The organism is Psychrobacter nivimaris, assembly GCF_904846365.1.
Lineage (GTDB): Bacteria > Pseudomonadota > Gammaproteobacteria > Pseudomonadales > Moraxellaceae > Psychrobacter > Psychrobacter nivimaris_B.
Window position 1 is genome coordinate 41,786 of the sequence record NZ_CAJHAL010000021.1, and the last position, 26,070, is coordinate 67,855.

The following is a 26,070-nucleotide window of genomic DNA, read 5'->3' on the forward strand; positions in this document are numbered from 1 at the left end:
TTTATTACTTCAGTAATAAGTAACGGTTATTCATAATCTTGTTTAACGACTAATATTGGTATCAGCAAAGGCTTGTTTTAGCTGCTCATAAGCCTGTATCGACGCATCACTACTGACATCAGGATTGACAATATTTAAAGTTAGATACAAGTCGCCTGCTTGCTTGGCAGGGATACCCTTGCCTTTAAGACGTAAATTACTACCGGACTTGCTGTTTTTAGGAATGGTCACACCAAGCGCACCCGCTGGCGTACTGACGTTGATTTTTTCACCCAACGCCGCTTCCCACGGTGCAATATTCACAGTTTGATAAACGTCTGCGCCTTCTATACGAATATTGGCATCATGACGAATTTTAACCTTCAAAAACAAATCGCCATTTTTGCCATTACTGCTACCAGCAGCACCTTGCCCTGCTAAACGAATTTGCTTACCGTCAGTGATACCTTTAGGGATTTTTATCTTAAGGGTTTTATTGTCGTATTCGACATTACCATTGGGCTGACGAACAGGGACGTTTAGCTTAATGCTGTAGTCGTCGCCACTATAGACTGAAGACAAATCAACGGTAATCTCGGCATGCTGATCCTGACCTTTGCTATCTTGCGCCCCAAAGCCACCACCAAATTGATCAAAGCCGCTGCTTTGAGAGCGACCACCCGTCTGCCCACCAGCTGACCCACGTGCGCCGCGACCAAATGCTGAAAAAATATCATCGAAGCGAAAACCACCATCACCAAAGGCCTCACCGTCACCAAACTGGTCTTTGATATCTTCCCAGCGAAAACCACCTTGACCCGCATCAGTTTGCCCACTACCACCAAACCCACTTGATCTACTTTGACCTGCGAACGGATTATTGAGCATAGCGTCATATTCAGCGCGCTTTTCTTTATCTCTGATCGTTTCGTAAGCGTTGTTTATTTCTGCAATTTTATTATCAGCATCTGGATGATCACTGACATCGGGATGATACTGGCGAACGAGCTTACGGTATTTTTTTTTGATATCAGCGTCTGAGGCGTCTTTTTTGACCCCTAAAATGTCATAGTAGTTTTTCTCTGCCATGTTATTTTCCCCAAAATAAAAACATATTAGTGGTATCAGTCTGCCAATTTCAAACGATACGGTATAAATGGCTACTAGATTCTGCTATAGCAATTTTTGTAGCCTACTTATCATCATAGCAATAATTACAACAAACACCGTTATATAAATATTACCAGTAGTGATGCCAAGCGACTGCAGCATCTATCGTATCTGAATCACCTAACACTACGCTATTATCGGCCATCACAGTGTCTGAATATGTCATTATAAGCCTAGCATCGTTATGCTTTGATAGCTGCTGGCGTAATGTCAACTTGGCAACATCAATAGCAGCGCGCCCTTCTCGCTTTGAAGTTACGTAAGACAATTCAGCACTTTGGTTATTACGTTTCATACGTAAGCCAAGCTCAATACCGATATCTGCGTGTCTATCTTGATCATGGACCGTCGCATTGACCATACCATAGCCAAGTATATGTTTACCAAACTTAGCGCCTGCGCCAACGCCAGCTTGTGCGTAAGGGCTATGCCGATTGCCAGTAAACATGTCTGTACGAGCGCCTGTTTTCAATTGCCAAGACAGTTTAGGTTCGCCCGATAACGGTTGTCTAAGATCTTCAATCTGCTGCATATCCAAAAATACGAAATCCGTCAATGTCCATTGATACTCATCAAAGTTATAACCCAGTGACACTTTTACGGCTTCAAAATGCTTATCAATATCTGTATGAGCGTTCAGTGGGTCTTTTACAAATAACGATAAACCAACTTCTGCCCTCTCGTCAGATAAAACGACGGTAGTCTGCGTGGTTTTGTTACTCAATGCTGGAGAGGGTTTGTTCGGTACAGTCAGCTGAGCCAAACCATTGCTAGCTGGTAGCGCAAAACGCTGACTGAGCAATTCGCTTTTGAAAGCTCGCTGCTTCAGTGTATTGTCTTGGGTGATTTTATAAGTACGATGTAAGATCAGAAAATCAAGCGCAACCGCCCTATCGTCCGCGTTTAAAGTAGCAAGCGGGGCAGTGCTTTCTGTACGAATGACAGAGTTTATGATGGCTTGTATTGGCTTAGATAATTGTACAAACTTCTCGCGCAGCTGCGTTTGTTCAGAGGGCAAATAGCGTACTGAAGACACTAATGAATCAGCGCCGTTATCGTGTTCTAATAGCTGATCGAATACATAGTCTGGCGCATACCAAGGACCTACTCGCTCAGTCGTTCTTATGTCGCTTATCAGCTCAAGTATCTCTCCTGAGCGATAACCACAATTTTGCTTGATGAAGTAATAGTCAAAGCGAGCGAACTTCGCTTCGTACAAATGATAGTTCAATAATTGCGTTTCAAAGGTATCTAGATTGAGCACGTACTCCCACATATCACGTTGCTCGTTCTTGGAGTATACCGCGTCTTGTTTAAAAAATTCCGTCTCTGAAAACCCAGCATCATAAAACCCAAATAGTCCTTTTAGCGCGTACATTGCACCGTTCTCATTTTCTGGAATACGAGCGCCGAAGTTGTATGAATTATTAAGTAAGTCCTCGCTAGATAGCTCTCTAACATCACTGTTCGTATTATTTATATTACCTATAGACGTGTTGGTTTTGACCAGTACATGACCAAATGAAGAAGCTGGGTTTTTTAAATAGCTGCTTACTAGGATCAGGCTTATTTCTTGATTCGCATCGGGTAATTTTGAGCAGTTTTTGAGATCGACGTTCAGCTCTGGTAGATGATGATTAAGCCATAAATATCTGGCTGGATACTTACAAGCTACGCCCTCATTATTTATTTGCTCTATCGTTGCTATAAGCTCTGCATAGGGATCAAAATTGCGTTTCGAACGAGGCTTAGGATTGGTTAAATAAAAATCTGGTGAGATGACTTCAGCCTTGCCATTTTTATAAAACAATAAATGTTGCCATTGGGAGTGCTTAGCCAATGATTTTAGTTTTATGGGATCAATAGCGGTATTTTTTTGAGAGTTTCGGTTTTGCTCTTGTATCTGCGATTCAGTGAGTCGTTGTACGCTTGGCTCAATATCTGACAAGTTCTCGCGATCACTTAAAGTCATGTCTGCTGCGATAGCCGAATCATTACTAGAAGAGAACTTATTTTCGTTATCTACTATTACTGGATCTGAAGCATAGGCATTCGTTTCATCAACTTCCGCATTGCAAATAGTCGTTGCAGCCAAACAGGCCACCCATAAAAACATCTTTTGCATTTTATTTAGATACCATAAATACATGAGCAATAAAAAACACGTAAGCACTAGGTTTACGTGTTTTTATCATTAAATCATCAAAAGTTTGAGTATTAAACTAAAAACTTAATACCTAGCACTTTCAATATTTAGATAGCACAGCTTTGCTTAACGATGCTAAATAGCGTCTCAGCATTTTGATCTTGCGTAGCAGTACGATAGGCAGAAGTCTGAGTATATTGACCATATTGTGCGCGTACACTAGCAGCTGAATCACAGTTAGCAACGCTTTGTAGTGCAGATAAATGAGCACCTTGGCCTGAAGCTAAGTCTTTTTCCACACTTGGGAAGGCTTCTTTGATCAAAACAGCTGCTCTAACATTACCACCTTGGCAAGTAGCAGGAGACATAGAGTCAGAGGTAGCAGCTGTTGTACCTAAATCCCAAGTCACGTTAGAGATAATAGCAAGGATAGGGCTTGAATTACCAAACAAAGCGCCACCAAGACCACATTCTTTATATACTTGCTCGATAGTACGACCAGTATCAGCTGTTTTAAAGCTAGAACCAAGATCAGCATTCGCTGTACTAAATGGAATCATTGCCGCAACAACTGAAGCGAACGCAATTTTTTTCAACATAAAACTTCCTCGAAAGACGATAAAAAATAGATTATTTGACCAAAAATCAAACTTATTATGAGTATATTTCATAGATACTCTAGAATAATGTTTAACCTTATGCATTCTACAAAATAGTAAGAATATAGCAAGGTTTTTTTACATTATATTATCTATTACTATTTGAGCTTTCATAACGATAATTATGCTATATCGATAGATTTGGTCTTTATATATTACCTATTTATATTACGTTATTGGCTTTCCAGTATTTTGTCGGCTTCTTTATGAGAATCACTCTTTATAAGACTAATTTTAGTACCTACGTCATCATTATTTTTGCTAAAAAATAGCTATTTTTCCTTAAAAAACAGCTATTTGACCTCATGAGTTTTTTACACGGCAGTAATAATATGACAAGCTAGCTCTTGTAGAATCCCCTATTATTCATACTCATAGGGAGTATAGATAACGTAGGCAAGAGCATCTGTCTATTTTATTAATTGCTTAAAGGTATTAAATGTCTTATTTAATCAAGTCTTTGGTTGTCACTTTATCGCTACTAATTAGCACCACAGTTTTCGCTGCCAATACCAGTTATTACGGTAGTAAGTTTCATGGCAAGCGCACAGCGAGTGGTAGTATCTTCAACATGAACTCTTTAACCGCTGCACATCGCACGTTACCGTTCGGCACGAAGGTACAAGTAACCAATCAAAAGACAAAGCAGAGCGTCATTGTAAAAATCACGGACAGAGGACCTTTTATTAGAGGTCGTATCCTTGATTTATCAAAAGCCGCTGCTGGTGAAATAAACTGTCAGCTTTGTACGACCACGATGGAAATACTATCGTACGGTGATGGCAAATATCGTAAGGAATAATGTAATAAAAAAGGGATGGCTTATGCCATCCCTTTTTTATGTCTGTTTATATCACTAACTATCTAGAACGCTTTATGCGAACTTAGCTTCCATCTCTTCTAAAGTCGTCATTGATAGTAGTAACTTCTCTTCATTATCACTATGCTGCTGCTGTAGCGCCATTTGCTCATTGAGCAATACAAGCAAGTCAGACTTACGGCTCTCTTCGTACAGCTCTGTATCAGCCAGTTTTTCTTCAAGCGTCACGAGCTGCTTATCAATCTTAGCCAATGTCTTTTCTGTTTCCTCTATCTCGCGGCGGATAGGTGCTGTCATTTTACGTTGTTCAGCGGCTAGCTTACGCTGCTCTTCTTTAGTAAGTGCAGGCGTCGCAGCTTTACTGTTTGACGAATTATCAGATGCTTTATTATTTATTTGACTATTATCTGTTTCACGTGAAACAAACTTCTTACTCTCTTTTTTGCTTTTTTTCTTACCTGTATTTTTATCTGATGCGTTCTCTTGCTTACGCTTCTCTGCTAGCCACTTGCCGTAGTCGCCAATGTCACCATCGAACTCTTCGATGATGCCATCATGTACCAGATACAGCTCATCACAGACATTGGCAATTAGTTCTCGATCATGCGATACCAGTACCACTGCACCTTTGAAACCTTGTAATGCAATCGTCAATGCTTGACGCATTTGTAAGTCTAAATGGTTGGTTGGCTCATCGAGTACAAGGACATTTGGACGTTGCCAAACAATCAACGCCAAGGTCAAACGCGCACGCTCACCACCAGAGAATAGCTCGCTTGGTGTATCAATGCGCTCACCGCGGAAGTCAAAGCTACCCAAAAATGAACGTAGCATCGCATCAGAGGTTTTGCCCGCTAGGCGACGTAGCATCTCTATAGGCGTTGCTTTGGCATCTAGGATATCCATTTGATGCTGATTGAAATAGCCTAGCTTTAGGGTATCCGAAACACGATACTTCCCTGTTAGTACGCCAAGTTCACCGACTAATGCTTTAATCAGCGTTGATTTACCAGCGCCGTTCATACCCAATAAGCCAAGACGGGTGTCAGGGGTTACCTGTACATTGGCATTGTGTAGAAGCGGTGTCTCACTATAGCCAATATCTGCGTTGGTCAGCTCAATTAGCGGTGAGCTCATGTTTGCTGGCTCGTAAAACTGGAACGAGAACGGATTGTCAGCCATCATTGGTGATAGCTCTGCCATACGCTCTAACTGCTTAATACGGCTCTGTGCTTGCTTGGCTTTACTGGCTTTGGCACGGAAACGACGAATAAAGTCATCCAAATGTGCTTTAGTCGCTTCTTGCTTCTCAAACGCTTGCTGCTGCTGCGCCATACGCTCATGACGGGTGCGAATAAACTGCTGATAATTACCAGTATAAAGGGTGATTTTTTGTTGTTCAACATGCAGAATATGACCAACCGTGGCATCCAAAAAGGCTTGGTCATGCGAGATGACGATGACCAGACCAGTATAGGCATTGATCCATGTCTCTAACCAAAGAATAGCATCCAAATCCAAATGGTTGGTCGGCTCATCGAGTAACATTAAGTCTGCACGGCTCATCAAAGTTTTGGCGAGATTCAAACGCATGCGCCAACCACCCGAAAACCCTTCTACGGGTAATTCATGCTGGCTGGTATTAAAACCAAGACCTGCCATAATTTGTGCTGCTTTAGTGGGTGTACGATAGCCATCAATTTCATCAAACTGCTGATGCAATACCCCGATCTGCTCATCACTGACGCTACTCAAATCATTCAAAGAAGCATTAATCTCATACCACTGCTCATCACCGCTCAATACATAATCGATCGCAGACTGCGTCGTAGCGCCGACTTCCTGAGCCATGTGTGCCACATGCCAGCTATCAGGAATACTGACTTCACCTCTATCAAGCGTGACCTCGGTATCTCCTCTGCCCATTCGCGTCAACAATAAGGCAAATAAGGTAGATTTGCCGGTGCCGTTGTTGCCCGTCAAGCCAACTTTGTGGCCCGGATGTAGCTGGAAGCTTGCCCCTGCAAACAACTCACGACCATCACGGCGAACACCAACGTCTTTAAATTCGATCATATAATTTCTTCATCTCAACAATAATATAGATATAGGGCAATAAGAAACACACATAGGGTATGCCAGCTGGCGGCTATTATTTCAAACGCTCGCCCCATAGGCAAACAATTAAATAACTATTTCAAAACTAAGTATTTATTACGCTAAACACCTTACGTTGCACAAGCGACTCTTGAGCTCATACATGGTTGTTACTATTATAAAGGTTATGGCCGTAAAATACCGTAATATGACTAATAAGCTTTAAGACTGTCTAATATTATTAAGTAGTGTTTTATATAGTCATACGCTATTTAGTCACACGCTATTATTTTTTAGTCTGGTTATTGGTTTAGCCCATTGACGCAGTTATTTTAAAAAACACAATATCAAAAATGGATAACTGCTATTCATTAGTAATAATTCAATAGTTGCATCACTCTTGACAAACGAATCAGCACCCCCATTATGATATACTGCTAAAAGATAAGTGCCCACTATCAATAGAGCCAATAAAATATTGTAGTGGCACAAATACTATTTTGAAATTGCACAAACAGCTTATAATGCACCAATAGCTTTGCCATAATGACAGCACCCAATTAAATCAAACGCCGTGCGTATCTTTATTTGCAAGTACCCTATTGCAAACCCAAACAGGACGACGACCGCATTTGATCCTAGCAACTGAGGTAGATATGAACGAATCAGCCAACCAATTTAGTCCAAGCTCAAGCCAGCCAGTAGATCCTACGGTATTAAGCCTAACCGATAGTGCCGCACAAAAAGTACGCCGTCTACGCGAAGAAGAAGGTGATAGCGATCTTATGTTACGTGTTTATGTGACAGGTGGTGGTTGTTCTGGTTTCTCTTACGGGTTTAACTTTGCCAACGATCTAAACGAAGACGATGCCAATTTTGATAATGGTGATGTGACGTTAGTCGTCGATTCGCTAAGCTATCAATACTTGCAAGGCTCTACCGTTGACTACACCGAAGGACTGGAAGGGGCACGTTTTGTCGTGACCAATCCAAATGCCACGACCACTTGCGGCTGCGGTTCGTCATTCTCTATATAAGCTAAATAGACGCGGTCGCGCTATGGTTATTAAGATAATGCGGTAGTGTGCCAATACTATGTCAAATGGCTTGTAGGCATAATGAACAAAGCATCTATCTCTCAGGTAGATGCTTTTTTTATCAAACTGTCTGGCCAGAATAACGCTATATTCGAGATGAATTTGTATTAAAAACAGGGTCAAAATCCTCACAAATCGCTTTGCCTAAAGCTTATCGTATTTGTAATTGTCCGTGGTTTTCAAGACAGCTTTGAGCTAAACTGACGGAATTATTGACCTAACATTTACCTATTTTATGGACAAACGCTTATCGTGTTTTGATCCGCCATAATAAATAACAATAGATGACTATTATGAGTAATTTTGCGAGTAGCTTTGTTAATTTCGAAATCCCTAATTGGTTTGATAGCCAACACTTAACGGGTATGCTCCGCGGTATTGAAAAAGAGGGCCTACGCGTAAAGCCTGATGGTTTCTTGGCACAGACCCCGCATCCAGCCAAACTTGGGTCAAAACTTACCCATCCTTTTATTACTACCGATTACTCAGAAAGTCTGCTTGAGCTCATCACTGAACCAAAATCCTCACCAAAAGAGACCCTCAATATGCTGCGCCAATTGCACGTATTGGTCTATCAGGGCATACCTGAAGGTGAGCTGATGTGGCCATTATCGATGCCTTGTATGTTGTCTTCTAAAGATGAGGATATCCCACTAGCTGATTACGGTAGCTCTAATACGGGTAAGCTAAAAACCCTATATCGTAGTGGCCTTGGTATCCGCTATGGTCGCCGCATGCAGACGATTGCTGGTTTGCATTACAACTTGTCTTTTGGTGATACGTTGTTTGAGACTTGGCAAGCACAAACACCGACTGCACAAAGCCAAACATTGACAGAGTTCAAAAACGAGAAATACTTAGGGCTGATTCGTAACTTTAAACGTCTGACTAGCCTTGTCTTATATTTACTAGGTGCCAGTCCAAGCGTGTGTCCTTGCTTCTTGGCAGGGCGTGAGCACGATTTAGAATTGCTTAATGATTCGACTTATTACAAACCTGCTGCGACTAGCCTGCGTATGGGTAAGCTTGGCTATACCAATAGCGTGCAAGAGCAGCTTGATATCCGTTACAACTATCTGCCAGAGTATGTCGATGGTCTGCGCCGTGCTATTCAAACGCCGCACGAAAGCTTTGCTAAGCTTGGCCTAGAAGACGAAGATGGCAATCCAATCCAAATTAACAATCATATTCTGCAGATAGAAAACGAGTACTACAGCCCTATTCGTCCTAAACAAATCGCAATGAGCGGTGAAACACCAACCGAGGCGCTTGAGCGTCGCGGTATCGCTTATGTTGAGTTCCGTGCTATCGATCTTGACCCATATAGTGACGTAGGTATTCGCCTCTCTAGTGCTTGTTTCTTGGAAGTGATGGCGCTGTATTGCCTGTTTAGTGACTCACCAGACCTGCTACCTGAAGAAGAAGACACGCTCGCTATCAATCTTGAGCGGGTGGTCAATGAAGGTCGCCGTGATGACTTGCATATTATCAATAATAGTCAAGAGCAGTCACTTGAAAGCTGGATGCTAACGCATCTAGAGCGTATGCAGCCGCTTGCTGCGTTGCTTGATGCTCACTACGGTGGTAATGATTACCGTGCAGCTGTAGCACTAATGCAGGGCAAAGCAGGACACTCTGAGTCGACTATCTCTGCACAAGTAAATTCCGACAGCAAACGCTTAGGCAGCTTATGGCAGCTCGGATTTACGTTGGCTCAGCAGCATCGCGAGTCTTTATTACAGCAGACACTTAGTCCAAATACCCAAGCTAAATACGAGGTATTGGCAGAAAAATCTATCTTGCAGCAAGCTGAGATTGAGCAATCTGAAACAGAAGACTTTGCGGAATTTTTACAGCAGTATCGCTAAGGCGTGATTACTAGCTTTTGATTACTAACTTTTAACTGCCAGTTATTGATTGCTGAATTCTGATGACTAGTTGACGATTGCTAAGGTCTGATTTCTAAATCCTGACTGTGAGGTTTTGACTGCTTAATCTTGATTGCTACCCCACATCTACTATAGATAAACCCATAAGAGTAACCGCACAATGCGACAGCTAACCACTTACCGTAACCTGCAAGTATTTTTGGTGATAATGGCCATCATAGGCATGAGTTTTGCGCTGTTTTATCTACAGCGTCATCTAGGGCTTTCACCTTGCCCACTCTGTATTTTTCAGCGTGTTGGTCTAATCGTCATGGGCGGATTTGCCCTGATATCAGCGTTGTTTAACCCTAAGTCTAAAGTGATAAGACTATTGCTATGGCTTGGGAGTCTAGTAGGTATCGGCTGGGCAACTGCGGTAGCAGCACGCCATGTATGGCTGCAACATTTACCTGCTGACCAAGTACCTTCTTGTGGTCCAGGACTGAACTATTGGCTTGATACCCTCCCTATCCTACAAGTATTCAAAGAAGTATTTGCAGGATCTGGCGAATGCGCCTCTGTTGATTGGATGCTTATGGGATTAAGTATTCCTGAGCAGTCGTTGATTCTATTTAGTGTGCTGCTGATCGTACATGTCTTGATATTAATGCGTATCGTAAAATCTTCCAAGTAGTATCTTATGACTCAATAAGACGTTAGGTTTCTTTCCTAGTTCTGCTTTTAAAACAGACATTGCTATCTTCGATACAATGTCTGTTTTTTTATCTACTATTAATCCGCTCTTACAACCCATATTAGCAATACCACTAAGTATTTCTACCACCCACTCTACCTTTTAGATACATGAGCAACAACAAAAAATCCACAGAGATATTTTCAAGCCTTTGATATCTTTAGCCAGCTTATTCTATTAACAGATAGCCTTAAGAAATTTATGACTATATAAAGCTGAATGCTTTATATGAAAAATATGTAAGACATTTATCATTTTCAACTTAAGTTATCGCTAAGCGTCTCTTTTTGATTGTCCTTATTTTCGCCAATAATGCTGTGTTGTCGATGTGCAAACCAGCTTTAAAAATTCTTTTTAAAAACTGTTTTTGGTATAACCATGATATATCTTGCTCCTATTTGCTCTACCACGCTTGCTATCGTAAAACGGTGGCGTCCATCGTTACTTGTAGTGCCTTTATGCATGTTACTAGTAGGCTGTGATAGTGCCTCATCTAACACCGAAAAAGACATGGTATCTACGTTCGCTACTACTAACTCTGAACCACAGGGTGCTTCACAATCTTTTCAAGATGACAACGCTGAATCAGCAACTAATGATGAGTCAAGCGAAATGGCAGAAGGACAATCATTGATTGCTGCTGCTCAGTCAAATAAAGATACCTATGCAGACAGCTCTATGGAGCGATCAGAAGCGAAAAGCAGTATGCTGCAAGCGACCTTAATGGGCGATTATGGTGGTATGGTCTCTTGTATAGATTGCGACAGTATCGACGTTACATTGAACTTATTTGCTGATGGGTCTGTACTAAAAGCAAGTTATTATCATAATCCTGAAAAACCAAAAACACCTCTACTCGAATCGGGCATCTACCGACAAGACAATGATAAGATCACCATTGTCTATGAAGGAAAAAATATCGAGACCTACCATATCCAAGACAATCATTTGATACGGATCGATGAACACGATAATTTAGAGGATGACTATACGTTATCTCGCAAATGATAGGCGCATCAATAAGAATCACTTAAATAAAAGCGTCATCATGCTAACTGTTAGTTGGCGTATCGCTGCATACTAAAACAGCCAAATTGCATTAGCTACATAGCGCCTACTTGTTAGGCGTTTTTTATTGGTCATCGAACAGGGTTTACTTTACAATGATTGCTTGTTTGCCCAGCTGATATATTGGTCGTTGTTTATCAAAGCGTTTATTTTTACTGATGACAGCTAGGCACCTCATACTTTATTTTATCCGCTTTCTATTCTTTTCATTCAAGCGCGTACGGAACGTCTATGCATATTCATATCCTTGGTATTTGTGGTACTTTTATGGGCTCACTGGCATTGCTAGCACGTGCGCTTGGACATACGGTCACGGGTTCAGATGCCAATGTCTATCCTCCTATGTCCACTCAGCTCGAAAATGCTGGCGTGACTATCGAAGAGGGCTACCTAGTAGAGCACTTGCAACCAACGCCAGACTTAGTCGTCGTTGGGAACGCGATGAAGCGCGGCATGGATGTGATTGAGTATATGCTAGATAATGGCTTGCGCTATACCTCAGGTCCGCAGTTTTTATCTGAGCAAGTATTGCAGTCACGTCACGTAATCGCTGTTGCAGGGACGCATGGTAAGACCACAACCACGACTATGCTTGCGTGGATATTACATTATGCTGGTATCGATGCAGGGTTTTTGATTGGCGGTGTACCATTGGTTGATACGACTGACAAGCATTTGCAGCAAGTGTTCGCGCACAGCAGCTATTTGGGTGCTGATAAAAGCGCTGATGATAAAGCTGGTTACTTTGTGATTGAAGCAGATGAGTATGATTCTGCCTTCTTTGATAAGCGCTCAAAGTTCGTTCACTATCGTCCGCGTACTGCTATTTTGAATAACCTTGAGTTTGATCATGCAGATATCTTTGCAGATCTCAATGCGATACAAACTCAGTTCCACCATATGGTGCGTATGATTCCAAGCACTGGTAAAATTATCATGCCAGCCGCGACCATCAGTTTAGAAGATACGCTAGCAAAAGGGGTTTGGACACCTATCTGGCGTACTGCCGTCATCGACTCTACTTTAGCTGATACCAGCGAAAATACGCGTGCTCTGAAAGATAGTAGCGACTGGCAGGCTGAGCTGATTCAAGAAGACGGTAGCCAGTTCAAAGTCAGTTTTTCCGCTAATGAAGATGCCTCTGCTATCGTAAACTGGTCAATGAGCGGTATCCATAACGTCAATAACGCGTTAGTTGCTGTGGCTGCTGCTTATGACATTGGTGTCAGTGTTGAGACTGCCTGTGCTGCCTTATCAGATTTCGCTGGTATCAAGCGTCGGATGGAGTTGATTGGCGATGTCAATGACATCTTAGTCTTTGATGATTTTGCCCATCATCCAACAGCTATTACAACCACATTGGATGGTGCCAAAAAGAAGCTGGCTGATAGACGTATTTGGGCTATCATTGAGCCGCGTAGTAACACCATGAAAATGGGTATTCATCAAGACAGCTTGGCTCAATCAGCGGCACTTGCTGACTACACGTTATGGTACGAGCCTACTGGTCTGGAATGGGGCTTAAAAGAGGTCATCGAACAAGCCAAGGCTACTAGCGACGCTATCGGCAACCAACAAGTGCTATCAAGCATTGATGCTATTATTGAGCATATCAGCAGTCATGCAAAAGCAGGTGATGCGATTGTGGTCATGTCAAATGGCGGTTTTGAAGGGATTCATCAGCGTTTATTAACGGCATTGCATAACGGTTAACGCTTCTAGCTAAGATAAAGAAGCAGCTCTTCTTATTCTCTTATATACAAACGCAGCTCATCTAATAGATGGCTGCGTTTTTTACTTCTAATATTTATATGCCTTCATTATATGAATTCGGCACTACAGGTACCACGTTGATAAACGCTGTTAGCACCACTGCTACCTTTGTAACCTTTCGTTTACTTATTGCCCTTACTCGATAGCAAATCGGACTTTTTCCTCACATAGCCCCTACAGTAGTAACATTTTATGCTTACTTTTGCGTCCGAGGAGTGTTTACAATAGGCTTATCAAAACTTGTAACACATTATAAATATTAATAATATTAGGAGAATAACATGAGCTTTATTTGGATGATTATTGTAGGTTTAGTCGCAGGTTTATTAGCACGTGCCATCAAACCAGGTAACGACCCTATGGGTTGGATTATGACTATCGTATTGGGTATCGTTGGTGCAATGCTAGGTGGTTTCCTAGCTGGCCTAATTGGTATTAACGCTGATGGCGGTTTCACTGGTCTTATATTCTCAGTAATTGGTGCAATTATCTTATTGTTCCTATATGAAATGATTGTAAACAAACGCCGTGCATAACTAGTTATAAACTGTGCGTAATTAATTACTAGCTAATTAAAATACTATATAAACAAAGCCTTGCGTTAAGCAGGGCTTTTTTATGCCATTTATCATCGAAATTTAATTTTTCTATATGCATATAGCATCATATGACTGCGAAAGTATTGATAAGCATTACTTTTGTCCCCATTTATCTTATAATATCAACCCTATTTTGTCCTTATCTTTGAGGTGAGCGTTATGGCACTACTCCCTATCTTAAGTTACCCAGATCCTCGCTTGCGTACTATCGCCAAGCCTGTCAAGGAAGTGACTGCTGAAATCAAAACCTTAATCGCAGACATGATCGAGACGATGTATGATGCTCAAGGCATTGGGCTTGCAGCCAGTCAAGTGGATCATCATATTCAGCTTATCGTTATGGATTTGTCTGAAGACAAAAGCTCTCCTAGAGTTTTTATCAATCCAAAAGTCACGCCACTGGTAGAAGAAAAGCAACCGTATGAAGAAGGCTGCTTATCTGTACCTGATGTCTATGACAAGGTCGAGCGTCCTAATAAAGTCCGTATTGAAGCGTTAGACGGTAACGGTGAGGTCATCGACGAAGTAGTCGAAGGACTGCTTGCTGTTTGTATCCAGCATGAAATGGATCACCTAAATGGCGTAATCTTCGTTGACTACTTGTCTCGTCTTAAACAGACTCGTGCTCGTGATAAAGTTCGCAAAGTTCTTAAAATACGCGAAAAGCAAGAAGCTCAATCAGCAGAAAAACAGACACAAGCCGTCAATTCTTAAAGCCCTACTCTTTATTCTTATCTTTTTTATTTCGTCTTTATCCTTCACATAGTTACGTCACAGTGAGTGTTAATATTTAGCATTCACCGTTTGGCGATAATTTTTCTAACCGATACAGTTTCCACAAAAGGTTTACTACTATGACAATGATCAAAATTGACCAATATTTTGAACCTGCCAGCTGGCAGAAATTCACCAAGGCTGCTGAAGGTCGCGAGACGCCTTTCTTGGTAGTTGACCTTAGTCGTATCGAAACCAAATACCACGAAATGGTAAGCCTGTTTCCTAATGCAAAACTGCATTATGCAATGAAAGCTAGCCCTGCGGTGGAAGTAATCAATTTACTAGCAAACCTTGGTTCTAACTTTGACTGTGCCTCTATTTATGAGCTTGATCGCGTGCTTGGTTGCGGCGTTGATCCATCTCGTATCTCGTATGGCAACACCATCAAAAAAGCTGAGCATGTTAAATATGCTTTTGAGAAAGGCATCGATCTATATGCGACTGATTCAGAAGCGGATCTAAAAAACATTGCCAAACACGCTCCAGGCTCTAAAATATTTGTTCGTATCTTGGTTCAAGGCTCAGAGACAGCAGAATGGCCATTGTCACGTAAGTTTGGTTGCCATCCTAATATGGCAATCGACCTACTGGTTCAAGCACGTGAGTTAGGCTTAGTGCCTTATGGTATCTCGTTCCACGTCGGTAGCCAGCAAAAAGACGTCGCTGCATGGGATGATGCATTATCCAAAGTTAAATATATGTTTGACTGGATGAAGAACGAAGAAGGCATCAAGCTACAAATGATCAATCTAGGTGGCGGCTTCCCAACCAACTACATCAGCGAAGTCAATCCTATTAAGGTCTATGCAGAAGAGATTACCAGCTATTTGACTGATGATTATAATGATGATGAGATGCCTGAGATTATTTTAGAACCAGGCCGTTCACTCGTTGGTGGTTCAGGTGTCTTGGTTAGTGATGTGGTACTGATCTCTCGTAAGTCAGATACCGATTTGACTCGTTGGGTATATACCGACGTTGGTCTATTCCAAGGCTTAATCGAAACGCTAGGCGAAGCTATCAAGTACCCTGTCTATACGCCTAAGATGGAAACGTCTACCAGCGAGGGTACTGTGGTATTGGCAGGCCCAACCTGTGATTCAACCGATATCATGTATGAAGAAGCGGGTTATCAGCTACCAGAAGAGCTTGAGATTGGTGATAAAATCTACTGGCTGACCACTGGTGCTTATACCAACTCTTACTCATCGGTAGAGTTCAATGGTTTCCCACCGCTCGAAGTGGTTTATATTGACTAGTACTTAATACTATTCCACAAAAAAGCGCGGCACGGTTAATACCCGTATCGCGCTTTTTTGTGCTTAATGATTTGCTTGGTGAACTAATCAATCCGCAAAGAAATAGGCACGCTATTATTGGTATTACGGCTACTGTTACTAGTGCTATTGGTTGAGTTTTGTGAAATCTGTCCAATTGTCACCCACTGTCCACGCGGCACGATAATCGTACTGTTCAATCTTTGACCTCGAATAGCATTGCTAGCACTGCCAGTAGAGTTGTCAGTAGAACTCATTTGATTATAAGGTGAATTCGGCTGCACTAAGCTTTCTTCTACTTGAGAAAGTTGTACTTCCACCTGTCCATTAGGCAGCAGTCTTGGTGTGACGGCAATACCTTGTGTCGTTGGCAGTAGTATTTGCTGCTGAATCACGATCTGTGGTTTGAAGTCGTGACTAGCTGAACGATGATAAGTTGAATGATTATTAGTATTATAGGTTTGAGTCAGTGAGTAGAGCGTACCTGTGCTGATACTCGCCGCACTGCCAGATAGTGTTTGTACTTGATATAGATTACTATCCTGCTGCTGGCTGCTACGCTGACTAATAACCCCTGCACCTTGGATACCGCGATTGGTAATAATAACCTGACCCTGCTGAATACTACCTTGCCTGCTACTACTATTGCCAACACGTACGGCGACCGTCAATGCCTGTGGCTGACGGTCAATCTGAGACAACAATTGCTGTACCGCCTGATAATTACGTGCGGTCGTCCGCAGTACCAATTTATCTTGATAGGTAGTCACCGTACCACCGTCTGCGCTACTATTTAATTGTTGCCTAACTGCAGGTAACAAATTAGCCCCGCTATAAGTATGGATAACATAGGTTTGAGAAGTACTGGCTTGTACGGTAATTGGTAGAACCGTTAGACTCAATGCAAAGGCTGATAGGCTTGCAAGGTTGATGGTACAAACAGCACCAATCAGTCTATGACTAATATAACGTTTAATGCTATTCATACCTACTCCCTTGCTGCTATTAAGTCATCGAGCCATCAGTCATAACGCTAAACTTGATCGTCAACTATAAATAGTCGTTAGTCACTTAATCCAAGTACATCTTGCATGTTGTACTGACCTACTTCCTGCTCAACGACCCAAGTTGCGGCCCGTACGGCACCAGCGGCAAATGTCATGCGCGCGCGTGCACGATGGGTAATCTCGACCACTTCGCCATCTGCGATAAACATCACAGTATGGTCGCCTACGATTTCGCCACCACGTACTGCGTGAATACCAATTGTCCCAGATTCACGCTCGCCAGTTTGTCCTTCACGGCCATAGATAGCGACGTCTTTTAGGTTTTGTCCACGGGCTTCTGCGACGGCTTCGGCCATCATATATGCGGTACCAGAAGGCGCATCAATTTTATGTTTATGATGGGCTTCGATGATTTCTACATCAGCATCATTACCAAACGCTTTGGCAGCCATCCCGAGTAGCTTCAATGATAAATTAACACCTGTCGAATAGTTACCCGCATATACGATAGTGATTTTCTCACTTGCTTTTGCCAGTACTTGTTCTTGCTGTTCATTGAATCCTGTGGTACCGATGACCATAGCGACATTATGCTCAGCACAAACTTGCATGTTTTTTTCAGTGGCGTCAGGCAAGCTAAAATCAATCAGCACATCAATATCATCAATCACAGCGGCTAAGTCATCAACGATTTGTACATTTAAATGACCGATAGCAGCAACTTCGCCGGCATCAGCACCGACTAGGCTAGAGCCTTGACGCTCAATCGCTGCTTTTAATGTAGTTTGTGGATTGTTCTGTACAGCCTCGATAAGCATACGACCCATACGCCCGCCTGCACCGATTACCCCAACGTTGATAGATTTATTATTCGCTTGTTCGCTCATATTTTTACCTTAGATGCATTATATTTGGTGAAATTATTTTTGACCATATTTATCGTAAGTTTAGCAAATATCATCACATGAATGGCTTTTTATACCATCAATAAAAAGCCCAAAGGTTTCATGTGAAACCTTTGGGCTTAGTTCAATACTAGCTACTTAGTTAGATTATTTCTTAATCGAACAAATCGCCGATTTTTTTGAAGAATGACTTCTTATGTGGCGACTGTTGATGCTTGCTGTCATCATCCAACGTGTCTTGGAATTGGCGTAGCAAGTCTTTTTGCTCACGAGTCAGATTCACTGGTGTTTCGATAACCACACGGCAAATCAAGTCACCTTTCATAGTAGTACGGACTGGCGTTACGCCTTTGCCGCGTACACGCAGCAACTTACCGCTTTGCGTACCTTCTGCCACTTTGATTTTCACTTTGCCATCTAAGGTTGGAATTTCGACTTCTTTACCCAATGCTGCATCAGTGATGCTTACGGGTACATCCATATATAGATCAGCGCCTTGACGGGTGAATACATTGTGCTGTTTGACGCGTACTTCGACATATAGATCGCCGTTTTGTACGCCAGCGCCGCCCGCTTCGCCTTCGCCAGCTAGACGAACGCGATCACCATCATCGACACCTGCAGGAATAGAGACTTCTAACGTGCGTGATTTGTCTTTTACGCCGTTACCATGACAGTCTGAACAAGGGTTTTTGATCTGTTTACCAGTACCGCCGCAATGAGGACAAGCTTGCTGTACCGCAAAGAAACCTTGCTGCATACGTACTTGACCTTGGCCATGACAAGTCTGACAGGTAACAACATCAGACGCATTTTTTGCCCCTTTACCATCACAGGTATCACAAGGCGCAGGAGCCGTGAAACTGATTTCTTTTTTGCAGCCACGTACAGCTTCTTCTAATGTCAGCTCAATCACATAACGCAAGTCAGAGCCGCGACGCGAACGCCCACCGCCGCCGCCACGCTGCTGACCGAAGATATCACCGAAGTTACCAAAGATATCACCGAAGATATCTTGGAAGTTGCCACCACCTGCGCCGCCGAAGCCGCCGCCACCCATGCCGTTTTCAAAGGCTGCATGGCCCATACGGTCGTAGGCCGAACGTTTCTCTTCGTCGCTCAATACTTCATAAGCCATTGAAGCTTCTTTGAATTTGTCTTCCGAATCAGGATCATCAGAGTTGCGATCTGGATGGTATTTCATGGCAAGCTTACGGTAGGCTCGCTTAATTTCTTTGCTGTCAGCGGTCTTGCTGACACCTAATATTTCATAAAAATCGCGCTTACTCATGCTCTCTCCTATCGTCTTTACAGCCACACCGGTTCGTCAAATCATCAGCTCAATTGATAGTTGTCTTAATCTTATTCGTGGTTCTTAGCCATCGGATACGTATAACGTTTCACATGAAACATTACAAATCATATGCTATAGAACCATAATGCTTAGACTTAACCAACAAATACGGTGAAGGCTGCTTAGCCAAATCAATTATAAAAAGTTTGCGCTATTTATGGAGATGGTCTGCTGATTTATCAAGCTCTTAAATGATGAAATTAGCAGTTGGCTTCGCCGCGGCAAAAGCCAAACGATTCATTAAGGTTACTGCAAAGCTTTTCTTACCTGAGCAGTGCCCAGTCGTGCTAATATTTACCGCCACATCTACGGTCATTTATACTCATAGTGATGACGATTGCGACAAGGTATCAAGTCTTATGAAAAAGCTGGTTATTCTATTAATCATCATTGCGGTAGCAGTGTATGCAGGCTCGCCCTATTACAGCGCTTATCAGCTCAAAAACGCTTATGATGATAAAGACGGTGCCACTATCGCAGCGGCTATTGATTATGAGCAAGTGCGACCAAGCGTCCAAAATCAGCTAACCAGCCAATTTGCGACGACAATGACTAAGTACCCACTAATTTCTGAATTAGGTGGTGAGCCGTTGACCGAAGCCGCGAATAGTTTTATCGCGCAGGCAGTTGAAGGGGCTATCACTCCGCAAAATATCGAAAAAGTGATTAATACCCAAGGTCAAGCCAATACAGCAACCAAAGAGCTAGCCGCAGCATGGGCCATCGCTAGCGATCAAGTTGACTTGAAAAACCTAATTCAAAGCTTAATCATTCAGCGCGGTGATGTCGATGCCGTGGTCAAAAGCCAAATACAGCAAGTCATGAAAAAACAAGCGGCAGAACTTGAGCAGCAAGTAGCCCAAGGCAATGACAGTGAAAAGCCAACGCTTAGCTACTGCGGTATTAATTGCTTTAGTATTAGTGGTCAGGTAAAAGGCTACCCTCTCACTATCGAGATGCAGCGTGAAGGGCTTATCAATTGGAAAATCGTTGATATCGTCTTACCATAAATTATTTAAGACAGCTTTTGAGATGCAAAAATGTCTGAATAGAACCATAAAAAACCGCCTTATGAACTGATTCATAAGGCGGTTTTTTTATGTTGTTTAGCAGTCCAATACCTTAAAGTTTTGAATTATTGAAACACTTAACCATACCAGTCGATTATTCAACGCCCAAGAATTCTAAAAATTCTGGACTCTCAAAACTCGCCTGATATAGTACGCCATCTTCACGGTAGATGGCAGGCGTCGCCATCACCGCAAGTCCAGCTGCTTTTTCACGATTGGGTGTCACATGGTCAACTGTACAACTTGCTGATGCAGGTGTCATTTCACCCTGTAGCATCGCCTTATCAAATGCCTGACGACGACTGTCTTCATTCGCTTGGCACCAGATACCACGCATCTGCTTCGGTGACGCCTCATATATCGGATAGCCGATGACATTGACTGTCACACCTTTCGCATTGAGTGATGGCACTTGCTGATGTAATCGGCGGCAATAAGGACAATTCACATCATCCGCCACATAGATAACGGCTCTCTCAGTAGTGGTTGCTGGATAAGTAATCAGTTGGCTTTTGTCCAATGACGCAAACACAGACTGGTTTTTACGTTTTTCAAAGTTCTCATCGAGTCCGATAAATTGACCGTTTTCGATGACTGATATTTCACCATCGGTAATATACTGCGCATCGTCCGATAGTAAAAACGGCACGCCTTCTAGCGTTGCTCCCCAGATAACACCCGGTACCGCGGTATAAAAGAATGGCGTTTTAGCGCTCATGTTCTTAAGCGCAGCCATATTTGCTAGCATGTCAGACTTGACTGAAGCACTGACAGGTTTACCTACTTGCGCACTCGTGCTACGTACTGGCGTTTTAGTGATAACTTGCTTACTTGGGTTTTTCTGTAGCTCACCCTGTATGACGTAACGACCATCTTCGGTGATGTGCAGCGGCAACTGGCCGGCCAAATTCACTTGATACATATTGGGCAGTTTGGATGGCACAATAGAAGTAATCTGTGTTTTGATGCCTGCTTGGGTCAGTACTTGGCGCAAGCGCTTATCGACAGTCGCACTCACTGTCTGAGTTGCTTGCGAATTTGTAGTGCTTTGCGTTACGTTATTACTGTTGGCATCCGCTGAACTTGGCTGAGCACAAGCAGTGGTTGCTAATAGTATGACGCTGATTAGGCTAGCGGACTTTAATACAGGTAATGTCACAGAGAGATTCCTATCTGGTTTTTAATAATGGCAGTTTTCAATATTAAGACCAATTCCAAATCTCCCACTCACTGAAAGGTAGCAATACATTTTCTGATTAGTCAGGTTCTTGGAATTGGTTTAAGGGTTGTCTGCCATAAAAATATAGATAAAAAAGTATAGATAAAAAAGACTGTAGCATATGGGATAGTTTTGCAAAACACTAAATGGCTAATGTCGCAAAACTGCTACTTGGCTTTAAGAGATAGGCAACACAGCCAGATAGTAGACATAAACGTAATATAGCAGACCGCAAAAAGCAGCACACTGGGTAGCGGCTGCTAATGGGTTTAAAACGATAATTTCAAGATAAGTATCAATGCCAAAGCTTAATAGTTTCAGTGCTCATTTATTAAAACTTGGCAACTTCTTCTGGCGTTAAGAAACGACTGTCGCCTTTTTCTAGACCCTCTAGATTGATGTGACCGATACTGGCGCGGTGCAGCTCCGTGACTCGATTACCAAAGTAGCCCATCATACGTTTGACCTGATGATATTTGCCCTGCTCTAATGTTAGGCGTGCATGTTTTTCATCAATGAACTCAAGAATAGCAGGCTTGGTTGGCTCATAATCACCTTCAAGCAAGATACCTTCCGCCACTTTCTTCACGGCTTTTTCTTGTGCATCACTATCCATCGCATCTGCCAAAGTCAGCTCGTACACCTTTGCGTGCTCGTGCTTAGGACTGGTGACACGATGTAGCCAGCCGCCATCATCACTCATGAGCAATGCGCCAGTAGTATCGACATCGAGACGCCCAGCGATACGCAGGCTACCCAATTCTGGTACAGCAATCAGTTCGGTGACGATTGGATACTCTTTAACTTTGAGCGTGCACTCGAAGCCTTCAGGCTTATACAACAAGATATAGCGATTGCCCGCAGCGACCGACAACGGCTCGCCCGCCCACATCACATCATCATTGATGACATCGACATGTAAGCCAGGATCTTTAACAACTTGATCGTTTACGGTGATTTCGCCGGCGTGCATGATCTTCTTTGACTCTTTGCGCGACAGCTCAGTGGCTTTACTAATGAATTTATCTAAACGCATACTATTTACTACCATCGGTTTTATTATACCAGCCCTAAATCAGAAACTAACGACGCTAGCACTCAGCCGTGAGCGGCTCGTTATCTTCGATGGTTAGAAATGGTACTATAATGAAAAATTAAATGAACACTGTGCTCAATACAAAGCCAGTGAAAGTCAGACCAGTTTAACATATCCAACCTAAGCCTGATGAAATATGAGCTATCAAACGTTAAAACGTGCCGTTACCACGCGACTCGAAATTAAAAAATCTGAGTTTATTGCTTATGCCTATCCGGTGACCTCTCGCGAGCAAGCAATGTTTCACGTGGAACAACTTCGCGAGCAATATGCCGATGCACGGCATTTTTGTTGGGCATACATCATCGGTGATCCAGATAACACCACTAGTGCTGGTTTCGATGATGATGGCGAGCCAAGTGGTACGGCAGGCAGGCCAATATTAAATGTCCTTCAGCATAAGTCGATCGGCAATGTGATTATCGTCGTAGTACGTTACTTCGGTGGTATCAAATTGGGTGCTGGCGGTCTCACTCGTGCTTACGCGGGCTCTGCTCAAGCGGCCGTCGACGAGATGATACTAAACCCTTATGTACCGATGACCCAGATTCAGATACTGGCAGAATTTGCGACTGAAGCGCAATGCCGCTATATGATAGAGAGCCTTGGCGGTCACATCGACGATGTCGCCTATAGCAAGCAAGTAACCCTAACCGCTACACTTGCTGAAGCAGATGTCGAAAGTCTAAAAGAGCGCTTAGCAATGGATGGTCGAGTATTGAACAATTCAGAAGGTTAAAGATGCGGCCTAACTATTTTCGTCGACCGTTTTAAATAGTTCTCTTTTCAATATGCTTATTTGTTAGATTTTTTCAGTAGCTGTTTTCAGTAATCATGCGTTCACTGAAAATTATTGGTTTTCACAGGTACTGGCGTTATGATAAAAAAACCTTTATCACACTACTCTATTTGTTTTTCCACGATCATTAAATAAGACCAATATATGTCAACTTCAACCAAACCTTTTTCTCCAGCACCTTTTAAGCCACCATTTTGGCTGACCAATCCACACTTGCAAAGTATCTTGCCCAAGTTTTTTGCGCCAAAAGCACCAACCTACCGCCGCGTGGTCGAAAAAGACTCATTGGACGAGAGCGATATTGCCTATGACTTTTATGATGCGCACCCTGTAGAAATGTCAAAAGATGGCGAGCTTGAGCAAACCCCATTGATTGTCCTCTTCCATGGCATGGAAGGCAGTAGTGACAGTCATTACGCTCGCGCACTGGCGTACCAAATGCATGCGCAAGGCTGGCATTTTGTGGTGGCACATTTCCGCAGTTGCGGCGGCATTCCTGCCAGTGGTACAGTATTTTATAACGCCGGTGACACTGACGAGGTGCATCATGCGCTACAGAATTTGCGTGAGCAGTATGCCAATATCTATGCCGTTGGTGTCTCTCTAGGTGGCAATGCACTGGCCAAATACATGGGCGAATATGAGGACAAAGTCCTATGTAAAGGTGCCGTTGTTATCTCCGCGCCCGTCGATATGTCTTCAGCTGCCATTACTATGCACAGCTTCTTGAGTCATCGTATCTATACGCCTTATCTGCTTAACCCAATTATCAAAAAAGCATTGGCGAACGACCTTACGCAAGATGAAATCAACTCTATCAAAGCTGCCAATCGTATCAGTGATTTCGATGATATCTTTACTGCGCCGCGTCACGGATATCGCTCCAAAAACGACTATTACCATACTGCATCCGCAATGCCATATTTGCGCAACGTCACTCACCCTCTGCTATTAATCAGTGCAAAGGACGATCCTTTTATTGGCTTTACTGCTACGCCAAATGATGTCTCTGATAGTGTCACTATCTTAGATACTGAGCATGGTGGTCACATCGGTTATCTACGTTATCGATCAGACAACGGTCATTCCAAAAGCAAATCGTCTGTTACCAATGATAAAGAGTCCAAGACTTCAAAATTCGATATTAACTGGATACCTGAGACGGTCAGAGCTTATTTTAGTTGGATTGGTGTGGCTTCTACTAGCGAACCTTCTCAGGACGTGGTCTCTGACAATAAATAATCACTGTCATCAATGACAAAATAATAACGCCAACGTTTATAACCTTTTGAGAGTGTTTTATGTACCCATTTATCCGTTATGCTAGCACCATCGCTCATGCTGCCCTAAAAGCAAAAAAGGGCGATACTTTGGCGCTCAAGGACACCAGTGAAATTCAGTTTCGCTGCCGCTTATCCGATATAGATAATTTTTTGGAGATGAATAACGGCCGCGTGTTTACGCTTTATGATTTGGGTCGTATGGACTTTGCAGTACGGACTGGTCTTGGCAAGCAATTGTTAAAACAACGCTGGGGCTTGGTCATCGCTGGCAGCACTATTCAATACCGTAAGCGTATTCGCGCCTTTCAAAAAGTCACACTCAAGACCAAAATCGTAGGTATCGACGCGCGCTGGCTCTATATCGAACAATCAATGTGGGTCAAAGGACAGCCCTGCTCATCTGGACTACTGCGTACTGGTGTGACAAAGGGTGGTAGAGTGATCGACACGGCACAAGTACTGGCTGCACTGGGCCAGTCTGATTGGGATCTACCGCCAACAGGTTACGTGGCTGAATGGATCAAAAGTGATGCTGATCGTCCGTGGCCGCCTGTCGATACAGCTGACTAACTTAACTTTATAAGCTAGAAATCCATTACTTTTAATTTATTTAACAGATGGTACAAGCAAGCAACCTTATAGCTACTATTTCATAACAACTCATTATATAAATATATATAATAAATGTTAGGATAGTAGTGAGTACATACTCAGATAAAACAAATATAGTCTTATAAGGAGAATAATATGGCTAATACAACAGATTATGTCGGCACGTTATTTGATAATAGCGAATCAAACCCAAGCAAAATTACTTTAGCATTTACCATGGCAGGCGTGGCACTGAAAAAAGGCCATTCTGCTACTGTGATATTAATGGTGGATGCGGTGCATCTGGCAAAACCAAACGCGCTAGACAATGTAGATATCGGCGATCCGTTCGAGCCAGCTGGTGAGGTACTAGAAGCCTTTATCGAAAAAGGTGGCCAAGTATTGGTCTGCGGCGCTTGTATGAAACACAACGGTGTAGAAGAGTCAGATATCGACAAGCGCTTTGAAGTGATTAGCGGTGATGATGTGGTTGAGCTGTTGATGAATGCGAAAGGGTCGTTGCAGTTGAATTAGGGAGACCATCCCAGATTCTGTGTAACTGCCATTTAGATTAAATGCTTACTGATACGGTCATCAAACATAATCATAAAACGATTCAGAGCAGACGTCCAGTTACGGATTGGCATCGACCACTTTTTAGA

General features: G+C 42.7%; 23 protein-coding genes. 14 read left to right on the forward strand and 9 right to left on the reverse strand.

The genetic code is table 11. The features are described from left to right. Positions 1-42 precede the first annotated feature (42 nt). From JMX63_RS09610 to JMX63_RS09620, 3 genes are all read right to left on the reverse strand, one after another. Complete coding sequence (locus tag JMX63_RS09610) at positions 43-1,068, reverse strand: DnaJ C-terminal domain-containing protein (RefSeq protein ID WP_134292239.1); 1,026 nt, start codon at positions 1,066-1,068, stop codon at positions 43-45. Positions 1,069-1,219: 151 nt separating this feature from the next. After that, entirely contained in the window at positions 1,220-3,244 is a 2,025-nt protein-coding gene (locus JMX63_RS09615; protein ID WP_201572166.1) for a lipoprotein N-acyltransferase Lnb domain-containing protein, read from the reverse strand. Between the two features lie 158 nt (positions 3,245-3,402). Continuing rightward, complete coding sequence (locus JMX63_RS09620) at positions 3,403-3,894, reverse strand: DUF3015 family protein (RefSeq protein ID WP_166739218.1); 492 nt, start codon at positions 3,892-3,894, stop codon at positions 3,403-3,405. Positions 3,895-4,393: 499 nt separating this feature from the next. On the opposite strand from JMX63_RS09620, the gene JMX63_RS09625 reads away from it, so the two are divergent. Then, a complete protein-coding gene (locus JMX63_RS09625; protein ID WP_134292236.1) occupies positions 4,394-4,756 on the forward strand; it encodes a septal ring lytic transglycosylase RlpA family protein in 363 nt (120 codons plus the stop codon). A gap of 72 nt (positions 4,757-4,828) precedes the next feature. Here JMX63_RS09625 and JMX63_RS09630 read toward each other — a convergent pair whose 3' ends face one another. Continuing rightward, a complete protein-coding gene (locus tag JMX63_RS09630) occupies positions 4,829-6,850 on the reverse strand; it encodes an ATP-binding cassette domain-containing protein (RefSeq protein WP_201572167.1) in 2,022 nt (673 codons plus the stop codon). A gap of 677 nt (positions 6,851-7,527) precedes the next feature. On the opposite strand from JMX63_RS09630, the gene erpA reads away from it, so the two are divergent. From erpA to JMX63_RS09670, 8 genes are all read left to right on the forward strand, one after another. Continuing rightward, entirely contained in the window at positions 7,528-7,908 is a 381-nt protein-coding gene (gene erpA, locus JMX63_RS09635; RefSeq protein WP_057757666.1) for an iron-sulfur cluster insertion protein ErpA, read from the forward strand. A gap of 353 nt (positions 7,909-8,261) precedes the next feature. Continuing rightward, a complete protein-coding gene (gshA, locus tag JMX63_RS09640) occupies positions 8,262-9,836 on the forward strand; it encodes a glutamate--cysteine ligase (RefSeq protein ID WP_134292234.1) in 1,575 nt (524 codons plus the stop codon). A gap of 181 nt (positions 9,837-10,017) precedes the next feature. Further along, the gene (locus tag JMX63_RS09645) at positions 10,018-10,530 is read left to right on the forward strand and encodes a disulfide bond formation protein B (protein WP_134292233.1); all 513 of its coding nucleotides are present in this window, start codon (positions 10,018-10,020) and stop codon (positions 10,528-10,530) included. Positions 10,531-10,968: 438 nt separating this feature from the next. Beyond that, positions 10,969-11,598 (forward strand): copper resistance protein NlpE N-terminal domain-containing protein, encoded by a 630-nt coding sequence (locus tag JMX63_RS09650; RefSeq protein WP_201572168.1) that lies wholly within the window; start codon positions 10,969-10,971, stop codon positions 11,596-11,598. A gap of 291 nt (positions 11,599-11,889) precedes the next feature. Beyond that, complete coding sequence (gene mpl, locus JMX63_RS09655) at positions 11,890-13,371, forward strand: UDP-N-acetylmuramate:L-alanyl-gamma-D-glutamyl-meso-diaminopimelate ligase (RefSeq protein ID WP_201572169.1); 1,482 nt, start codon at positions 11,890-11,892, stop codon at positions 13,369-13,371. Positions 13,372-13,712: 341 nt separating this feature from the next. Further along, positions 13,713-13,967 carry a GlsB/YeaQ/YmgE family stress response membrane protein gene (locus JMX63_RS09660; protein WP_057757652.1) on the forward strand — a complete coding sequence of 85 codons (255 nt, stop codon included), beginning with the start codon at positions 13,713-13,715 and terminating at the stop codon, positions 13,965-13,967. Positions 13,968-14,189: 222 nt separating this feature from the next. Further along, positions 14,190-14,744: a peptide deformylase gene (gene def, locus JMX63_RS09665; protein ID WP_057757649.1), complete on the forward strand. Its 555-nt coding sequence runs from the start codon at positions 14,190-14,192 to the stop codon at positions 14,742-14,744. 146 nt (positions 14,745-14,890) lie between these two features. Then, positions 14,891-16,066, forward strand: coding sequence for a type III PLP-dependent enzyme (locus JMX63_RS09670; RefSeq protein WP_201572182.1), 1,176 nt, complete (start codon positions 14,891-14,893; stop codon positions 16,064-16,066). 83 nt (positions 16,067-16,149) lie between these two features. Here JMX63_RS09670 and JMX63_RS09675 read toward each other — a convergent pair whose 3' ends face one another. The 3 genes from JMX63_RS09675 to dnaJ all read right to left on the reverse strand — a co-directional run bounded on the left by JMX63_RS09675 (position 16,150) and on the right by dnaJ (position 19,287). Continuing rightward, positions 16,150-17,070: a type II and III secretion system protein gene (locus tag JMX63_RS09675; protein WP_227673307.1), complete on the reverse strand. Its 921-nt coding sequence runs from the start codon at positions 17,068-17,070 to the stop codon at positions 16,150-16,152. A 77-nt stretch (positions 17,071-17,147) separates the two neighbouring features. Next, complete coding sequence (gene dapB / locus JMX63_RS09680) at positions 17,148-17,978, reverse strand: 4-hydroxy-tetrahydrodipicolinate reductase (protein ID WP_201572170.1); 831 nt, start codon at positions 17,976-17,978, stop codon at positions 17,148-17,150. Between the two features lie 172 nt (positions 17,979-18,150). After that, positions 18,151-19,287 (reverse strand): molecular chaperone DnaJ, encoded by a 1,137-nt coding sequence (gene dnaJ, locus JMX63_RS09685; protein WP_057757637.1) that lies wholly within the window; start codon positions 19,285-19,287, stop codon positions 18,151-18,153. Between the two features lie 254 nt (positions 19,288-19,541). On the opposite strand from dnaJ, the gene JMX63_RS09690 reads away from it, so the two are divergent. Beyond that, positions 19,542-20,360 (forward strand): DUF2939 domain-containing protein, encoded by an 819-nt coding sequence (locus JMX63_RS09690; protein WP_227673308.1) that lies wholly within the window; start codon positions 19,542-19,544, stop codon positions 20,358-20,360. A gap of 154 nt (positions 20,361-20,514) precedes the next feature. On the opposite strand, the gene JMX63_RS09695 is transcribed toward JMX63_RS09690, so the two are convergent. After that, positions 20,515-21,579 (reverse strand): disulfide isomerase DsbC N-terminal domain-containing protein, encoded by a 1,065-nt coding sequence (locus JMX63_RS09695; RefSeq protein WP_201572171.1) that lies wholly within the window; start codon positions 21,577-21,579, stop codon positions 20,515-20,517. A 391-nt stretch (positions 21,580-21,970) separates the two neighbouring features. Further along, complete coding sequence (locus tag JMX63_RS09700) at positions 21,971-22,675, reverse strand: pseudouridine synthase (RefSeq protein ID WP_201572173.1); 705 nt, start codon at positions 22,673-22,675, stop codon at positions 21,971-21,973. A gap of 196 nt (positions 22,676-22,871) precedes the next feature. On the opposite strand from JMX63_RS09700, the gene JMX63_RS09705 reads away from it, so the two are divergent. The 4 genes from JMX63_RS09705 to JMX63_RS09720 all read left to right on the forward strand — a co-directional run bounded on the left by JMX63_RS09705 (position 22,872) and on the right by JMX63_RS09720 (position 25,942). After that, positions 22,872-23,474: a YigZ family protein gene (locus tag JMX63_RS09705; RefSeq protein ID WP_201572175.1), complete on the forward strand. Its 603-nt coding sequence runs from the start codon at positions 22,872-22,874 to the stop codon at positions 23,472-23,474. Between the two features lie 204 nt (positions 23,475-23,678). Further along, positions 23,679-24,776 carry a YheT family hydrolase gene (locus JMX63_RS09710; protein WP_201572177.1) on the forward strand — a complete coding sequence of 366 codons (1,098 nt, stop codon included), beginning with the start codon at positions 23,679-23,681 and terminating at the stop codon, positions 24,774-24,776. Positions 24,777-24,835: 59 nt separating this feature from the next. Then, positions 24,836-25,387 (forward strand): acyl-CoA thioesterase, encoded by a 552-nt coding sequence (locus JMX63_RS09715; protein ID WP_201572178.1) that lies wholly within the window; start codon positions 24,836-24,838, stop codon positions 25,385-25,387. A gap of 177 nt (positions 25,388-25,564) precedes the next feature. Then, entirely contained in the window at positions 25,565-25,942 is a 378-nt protein-coding gene (locus JMX63_RS09720; protein WP_201572180.1) for a DsrE family protein, read from the forward strand. The last annotated feature ends 128 nt before the right edge of the window (positions 25,943-26,070 follow it).